This is a genomic window from Celeribacter sp. (assembly GCF_048259695.1).
In the GTDB taxonomy this organism is placed as follows: domain Bacteria; phylum Pseudomonadota; class Alphaproteobacteria; order Rhodobacterales; family Rhodobacteraceae; genus Celeribacter.
Genome location: NZ_JBLXHL010000046.1, coordinates 1 through 6,194, shown reverse-complemented (window position 1 = coordinate 6,194; position 6,194 = coordinate 1). Strand labels below are relative to the sequence as shown.

7 protein-coding genes and 1 pseudogene are annotated in these 6,194 nt (G+C 58.9%); 7 read left to right on the top strand and 1 reads right to left on the bottom strand.

Annotation, left to right across the window (positions count from 1 at the left end):
- Positions 1 to 181, top strand: a pseudogene (locus ACN0Q0_RS17350) (hypothetical protein); the annotation flags it as partial.
- A gap of 158 nt (positions 182 to 339) precedes the next feature.
- Here ACN0Q0_RS17350 and ACN0Q0_RS17345 read toward each other — a convergent pair.
- Entirely contained in the window at positions 340 to 789 is a 450-nt protein-coding gene (locus ACN0Q0_RS17345) for a hypothetical protein (protein WP_417244457.1), read from the bottom strand.
- A gap of 309 nt (positions 790 to 1,098) precedes the next feature.
- On the opposite strand from ACN0Q0_RS17345, the gene ACN0Q0_RS17340 reads away from it, so the two are divergent.
- The 6 genes from ACN0Q0_RS17340 (at position 1,099) to ACN0Q0_RS17315 (ending at position 6,072) form a co-directional block, all read left to right on the top strand.
- The gene (locus tag ACN0Q0_RS17340; protein WP_417244456.1) at positions 1,099 to 1,293 is read left to right on the top strand and encodes a type II toxin-antitoxin system RelB/DinJ family antitoxin; all 195 of its coding nucleotides are present in this window, start codon (positions 1,099 to 1,101) and stop codon (positions 1,291 to 1,293) included.
- Positions 1,294 to 1,613: 320 nt separating this feature from the next.
- Complete coding sequence (locus tag ACN0Q0_RS17335; RefSeq protein ID WP_417244455.1) at positions 1,614 to 1,847, top strand: hypothetical protein; 234 nt, start codon at positions 1,614 to 1,616, stop codon at positions 1,845 to 1,847.
- Positions 1,844 to 4,066 carry a VapE domain-containing protein gene (locus ACN0Q0_RS17330; RefSeq protein WP_417244454.1) on the top strand — a complete coding sequence of 741 codons (2,223 nt, stop codon included), beginning with the start codon at positions 1,844 to 1,846 and terminating at the stop codon, positions 4,064 to 4,066. The genes ACN0Q0_RS17335 and ACN0Q0_RS17330 overlap by 4 nt, the downstream gene beginning before the upstream one ends.
- Positions 4,067 to 4,714: 648 nt before the next feature.
- The gene (locus ACN0Q0_RS17325) at positions 4,715 to 5,224 is read left to right on the top strand and encodes a hypothetical protein (RefSeq protein ID WP_417244453.1); all 510 of its coding nucleotides are present in this window, start codon (positions 4,715 to 4,717) and stop codon (positions 5,222 to 5,224) included.
- A complete protein-coding gene (locus tag ACN0Q0_RS17320; RefSeq protein WP_417244452.1) occupies positions 5,221 to 5,472 on the top strand; it encodes a hypothetical protein in 252 nt (83 codons plus the stop codon). Before ACN0Q0_RS17325 ends, ACN0Q0_RS17320 begins: the two co-directional genes overlap by 4 nt.
- Before the next feature lie 315 nt (positions 5,473 to 5,787).
- Complete coding sequence (locus ACN0Q0_RS17315; RefSeq protein WP_417244451.1) at positions 5,788 to 6,072, top strand: hypothetical protein; 285 nt, start codon at positions 5,788 to 5,790, stop codon at positions 6,070 to 6,072.
- The last annotated feature ends 122 nt before the right edge of the window (positions 6,073 to 6,194 follow it).

Below are 6,194 nucleotides of genomic sequence, written 5' to 3'. Positions count from 1 at the left end.
GAAGTCGCTGAGGGCAGCCGTCGAGCGCCTGGAAGAACAGCAGAAATTGCTAGCCGCACCGGCCCCAGAGCCTGCCAAGGAGGCCGCACAGGCGACGCCAGAGCCTGACCCTGCCGATGCACCGGCCCCGCATCCGTTCGCCGCTGAGATGGCCGCGTTGAGGAAGCGTAGTGCGCGCTAGCGTGGTTGGTATTTGGCAAGACAAAAAGAAAGCCCCCTAGCGCTGGGCGCTAGGGGGCTGAGTCACTTGGAAGGTATGACATTTCCGCTCTAATTGCGTGGTGTGAGGGACCTTCCACTTAGAAAGATACCTTCAAAGGGACTGGTAGTCAAGCCTTGCTAAGACCTCTCAGGCCATAGGAGCTTACTCTCCCAGCGCTCCTCTGGATTGCGCCCTTCTTTACCATAGACGCTTGTAACAGTGTTATGTACCTGATTACGGCCTACTTTTTCCATCGGCCGAATAGGTATGATTATGGGGGAGCCTCGGTGATCTTCGAAGGTCAACACCACAACAGATTCTGGTGCCGTTTCGCTAGTTGAGCGATAGAGCGCCTTGGGATTAGCTATTACCTCGGGGAGCCTCTTGAGGAAAGACTTGGGCATGCCATGATCAAAAGCAGCTTTTGCAATGGTACTTGCCTTTATTGCTAGCCTCAGAGAAGGGAAGCCAGCAGCTTTGATGATGTAGTCAGGGGTATCGCCAAGAAAGAGAATTTTTTCACGCTCTCTAACCCCTTCCATTTCGGCTTGAATAATCGCATCAACGAGAGCGCTATAATTGTCCAAGAGCTTCACCTAAATCCATTTATGATCATTATACCTAATTTGATGATACAACCTCTTCCTGGTTTCTCTCCTGTCGTTGCTAGCCCCATAAATTCATGATTACGCGCCTTATCATGAGTCGACTTTCGCGCTCTACCGCTCACCGAATCTCCTTCCTATTGCCTGCCAGCCAGGAAGCGTTTCTATAGCGCGCCCTCTATCCAGCGAACCGTGGCCGAGTACTAGAAAATGATTGATAAGCAGTCGCTTGAATACCTGACACAATGTAGCTACATTGAGGACACAGAGCGACTAGAGAGGATTTTCATCATGGCTGCTGACAGCGTTATCCGCGCCAGGATCGACAGCGACGTAAAGGCCGAGGCCACTGCCGCACTAAAAGCTATGGGGCTATCGCCATCCGATGCCATCCGTATGCTGATGATCCGCATCGCAAACGAGCAGCGCCTGCCGTTCGCCGTAGACGTGTCTGGCAAGCAAGATCACAAGGAACGCGAAGCCTGATTATCCCGAGTGATGAGCAATTATATTGCGTGAAATGCGGCCTATATGTATCGAAATACAAGCAAAAAGACCATAAAGGCCAGTAACTTGCGCAACGTCAGCACGGGGGATAGGATGGCATTAAGTGGGTCGTTTTGCGCAGACGCGGCTCACGATTTTTGAAGAGTAGAAACGACGAAGCCCCGAGAGCGACGAACTCTCAGGGCTTCAGAAATCGCGTATGCAGGGCGCGATCGACAATCTCAGTGTATCGCCTACCTATAGGTATGGCAAGACTGGCCCGCCCTGTGTGCGATGACGCCCGATAAGGATCATCACACATGCAAGACCATATCAGCACTCATGGCCGCCTCTGGGCCATCGCCAGTGAGAGCACCCGCACCGGGATCGCTCAAGGCTTCATCACCGCAGAAGAACTCCTTCCCTCAGTCTGTCATGCGGCACATTGCCAGCGTGGCGAGCTGCATATCCTCGAAGCCCATGAAATCGCACGCGATGCCGTGCGTCATGAACTCCAAGGGCTGCGCCTCCGCGCCGCTGGGGGTGAAGCATGAGCCGCACCGTCAGCAACGTATCAGCCGCCGCAGTAGGTCAGTGGGACGCCGTGTTCAATGGCTTGGGGATAGACGTGCCAGCCAGGGGAAAGCATGGGCCCTGCCCGACCTGTGGTGGCACCGACCGCTTCCACTTTGACGACCATGAAGGCCGCGGGACTTGGCATTGCCGTCATTGCGAGCCTCACGCCGGTGACGGCCTGGACTTGGTGCAGCGCGTCAGCGGCCAAAGCATCACCGAGGCTGCACAGCAAGTCGCAGGCTATCTGGGCATCACGAACCATGACAACCGCGAAGTCATCGAGCTGAACCGACAGCGGGCCGCCGAGCGTAAGGCCACCGAGAGCGCAGCGACTGAGGCCCAGCAACGCAAAACCGCTGCACGCGCTGCCGACATCATGCGCGATGCCGTACAGGGTGAATCCGCCTATCTGGCCGGTAAGGGCTTCACCTGCACCGCGACAGTAAATAGCCACGCTATCAAGCTAGCCGATCACATGTTCCAGCCGGGTTGTCTGGTCGTGCCGATGTACGACGAAGCCGGACAGCTCGCCAACGTGCAGCTGATCGACGGCGACGGCACCCGCGCCTACCTGCCAGGCAAGGGCACCAAGGCTGGCCGCACCCACTTCATCGACGGTGAGGGCGATTGCGTGGCACTGGCCGAGGGCTACGCCAGCGCATTGAGTGTAAGCATGGCCACTGGCTGGCCGACCTATGCCGCGTTCGACGCGAGTAATCTGCCAAACGTCATCGAAGGCATCGCCAAGCGCCATCCGGGAAAGACTATCGTCATTGCTGGCGACCACGATCGCGAAGACCGGCAGGGCCGTCGTGCAGGTCACCACTACGCCGAGAAGGCCACCGCGCTGGTATCTGGCGCAGTAATCGCCATGCCTGCCGCTGAGGGAACAGACTGGGACGACTACCGCCAAGCCCACGGCAACGAAGCGACCCGCGCCGCTATCCGTGCGTGCCTAGTGAAAACACCCGTGCCAGCCAATGACTCGGCGCCGCAGGACATTCACGACATGCCACCGATCGTGGCGTGGCCGCACATGAGCGAGAAAGGTCGCCCGCTGAACACCATCCCGAACCTGGCCTACATGCTGGACCACTACGGCGTCACCGTCCGTTATGACGTGATCCGCAAGGAGTTGGTGATCCGGTATCCGGGACAATCCGGCACCATGGACAACAGCCGCAGCGTGGCGATGAATACCATCCTGAGTCTGGCCAGCCTTAACCAGCTCCCCAAGGCTGACGCGCCGTCATTCGTGCTGAACGTTGGCGACCGCAACCCGGTGAACCCAGTCATGAACTGGATCACGTCCAAGCCTTGGGATGGCCACTCACGCCTTGGCGAGCTGATGGATACCCTAACCACTGCGCCCGGCTATAGCCGCGACCTGCTGGCCCTTTTGCTGCGTCGCTGGCTTGTGTCTGCCGTGGCCGCTGCCGCCATGCCTCATGGCTTCCACTCCAAAGGCGTGCTGACCTTCCAAGGCCCGCAAAGCATCGGTAAAACGTCATGGTTTAAGTCCCTGGTGGGGCATGAACTGGCCGATCTGGTGAAGGAAGGCGCGCAGATTGATACCAGAGACAAAGACACCGTGATAAGCGCCGTGTCTAACTGGTTGGTAGAGCTGGGCGAGCTGGACGCCACGTTCCGCAAATCCGATATTGCCCGCCTCAAGGCTTTCGTATCGGCCGATTACGACATGTTCCGCCGTCCCTATGGCCGAACCGAAGAGAAGTACCCGCGCAAAACCGTGTTCTTTGCCAGCGTGAATGCTGAAACGTTCCTGGTCGATGACACCGGCAATAGCCGTTGGTGGACCGTGCCGGTGACAGCCGTGAACCATCAACACGGTATCGACATGCAGCAGCTATGGGCTGAGGTCTATGGTCTGTTCAAGGACGGAGAGCGTTGGTGGCTGACCCGTGACGAAGAACAGCAGCTCGAAGGCGCGAACGATGACCATCGTCAGGTCAGCCCCATCGAGGAACTAGTGCGGTCCAAATACGACACAAGCAAGCCAGCCACACGACAACTGACGGCATCAGAGGTGCTGATAGAACTCGGGTACGATCGCCCGGCGCGCGCCCAGCTAAATGAAGCAGGCAAGGCCCTAGCTGATGCGTTCGGGAAGCCCCGCAAGTCCCATGGGCGAAAGGTGTACGACATGCCGCCCAAGTGGAGCGAGCCCGCGTTCTGATCCACCTTCATCCAAGGCCCCGCCATCGCGCGGGGCTTTTTTGTGCCCGCTGATTGAGGCTTGGGGGTCCATGGGGTCCAACTTGGACCCCCGATCATAGTTGGACCCCATGGTTGGACCCCGTACTAAGTTATTGATTTTATTGGATTAAATACCTTATGGGGTCCATGGGGTCCAACAATACAAGGAAACAAAATAAAGACCTATTGATTGATTCTCATTTAATAGGTCGTCGTTCTAATTCGGTTTGGGGGTCAGTTGGACCCCCGGTTGGCTGAAACCCGCATGGTTGCTGGGCTAGAGGCGGGGTCCATGTGTTTTCAAGTTGGACCCCAGTTGGACCCCGGTTGAGGCCCATGATGCTGAATGGCATTGGTGACCCGTGGTCGACCACGCATTCCTTGGCTGGCTGGGGCTGTTCCTGGAAGAGCATGGGTCCTTTCTGGGGCCACACCCCTTGCGGGTGACAGGACTCGCCGAAATCTATTTGTGGGCGACATCGGAAATAGGGGAAAACTACTAGAACCAGCTGCGCCAATAGCTGACGTTTAAGCACAGCCACGGCCTGTGCGGGTGGAAACGCCGCCAGAGGACTCGCTACTACTCGGGAAGTAGCCTTGTCGGTATCAACCGAGGAGGCTGCACCGCATGACTGTAATGAATCGCACCGACACCGCTGCTGCACTGGGCATCGCCAAGACGACGCTTGATAATTGGGTAGCTGATGGCGCGCCCGTCATGGATCGCCAGGGCCGGAAGGGCGTCGAAACGCAGTACGAAACCGGGGAAGTGATTCGATGGTGGCTGGCCCGCGAAGTCGAGAAGGTGGCCCAGCGTGGCGACGCTGATGCTATCGACGCGCACCGCTCGCGCAAGCTGTCTGCCGAGGCCGACCTACGGGAGCTGGAGCTGGCCAGGCTGACAGGCGAGCTGCTCCATGTGGACGACGTAGAACGGGCCTTCACTCAATACAGTGTCGCGGTACGTGGCGCGGCGATGGCCCTGCCTGATCGTGCTGCACTTCGTCTGGCTGGCGAGACGGACACGGGCGTCATCCGCAAATATCTCCGCGATGAGCTGACCGGCGCGCTCCGTGAGGGGTACGACGCCTACCATGCGGCGATGGACCTGCCGGCAGCTGAGGAGGTGGGCGCATGAGCCGCTATCAGAATGCGGAAGGGCTCCGCGAAGCACTACGCAAGGCGCTGACCTATCTGAAACCGACAAGCCCCGAGCAAGACGCCGCCCAGGCGCTGGATGACGTGGCCGACAAGCTGGAAGCGGACTACCGGCCTGAGCTGGCCCGCAAGGTTCGCAAGTGGCGCCGCTCGATCGGGACCGAGAACCCGACCGCTCGCCACACGCGCCGCCGCCTGGCTCGCGGCTGCATCAAGGTGGAGGACTGAGCATGGAGCCTACTACCCGAAAGCAAGCCAAGGCCCAGGGCCGGAAGTTCTACACCACAGGCAAGCCCTGCAAGCGTGGCTTGATCGCGCCCCGGCGTACCTGCAATCGGCAGTGTCTTTGTGAAGCCTGTAGCGTCCATGAGTACGCCCGGCAGGCGCGCTATCGCGCCGCCCAAGTCTGAATCTTACCCGCCCACCGTGGCGGGTTTTTTTGTGCCCGAATCACTGTATGTATATGCAGGAAAGCGCGCCAGAGGACGCGCGGCTGGCCGACATTCAAACTGCACACAACATTCAAACATTCAAGGAAGTCGCATGGCTGGACGCATCGACACGGTTCTATCGGACGTGACTGCGCTGCTGGATGGCTGGCCGAGCTGGGAGCGTGAAACCTGGCCACAGCAAGCCGCTGAGGCGCGTGCATTCCACGCCACAGGCGATGCCCGACAAGCGCCGATGCTTCGCAGCATCGCCCAGGCACGCGGCATGACCGTTGCCGAGCTGGCTGGTCGCGTCGAAGCAAACGCCCACGCCTACAGCTACGCGATGGGCCAGCTGATCGGCCGCCGTCACAAGATCATCAAGGACAAAACCGCATGACTGACACCCGAGGTTATGGCCCTGGCCAGCAGGGGAAGGAATACGCCGCAGCGCTTGAAGCATCCAAGCCACGCCCCGGCCTTGGCCGTTTCTACGCCGCCGAAGTCGAGTACGCACGCGGC

Excerpts from the sequence above, each read along its gene's own strand:
- ACN0Q0_RS17340 (WP_417244456.1), top strand. The coding sequence starts at position 1,099 with ATGGCTGCTGACAGCGTTATCCGCGCCAGGATCGACAGCGACGTAAAG.
- ACN0Q0_RS17335 (WP_417244455.1), top strand. The coding sequence starts at position 1,614 with ATGCAAGACCATATCAGCACTCATGGCCGCCTCTGGGCCATCGCCAGT.
- ACN0Q0_RS17330 (WP_417244454.1), top strand. The coding sequence starts at position 1,844 with ATGAGCCGCACCGTCAGCAACGTATCAGCCGCCGCAGTAGGTCAGTGG.
- ACN0Q0_RS17325 (WP_417244453.1), top strand. The coding sequence starts at position 4,715 with ATGACTGTAATGAATCGCACCGACACCGCTGCTGCACTGGGCATCGCC.
- ACN0Q0_RS17320 (WP_417244452.1), top strand. The coding sequence starts at position 5,221 with ATGAGCCGCTATCAGAATGCGGAAGGGCTCCGCGAAGCACTACGCAAG.
- ACN0Q0_RS17315 (WP_417244451.1), top strand. The coding sequence starts at position 5,788 with ATGGCTGGACGCATCGACACGGTTCTATCGGACGTGACTGCGCTGCTG.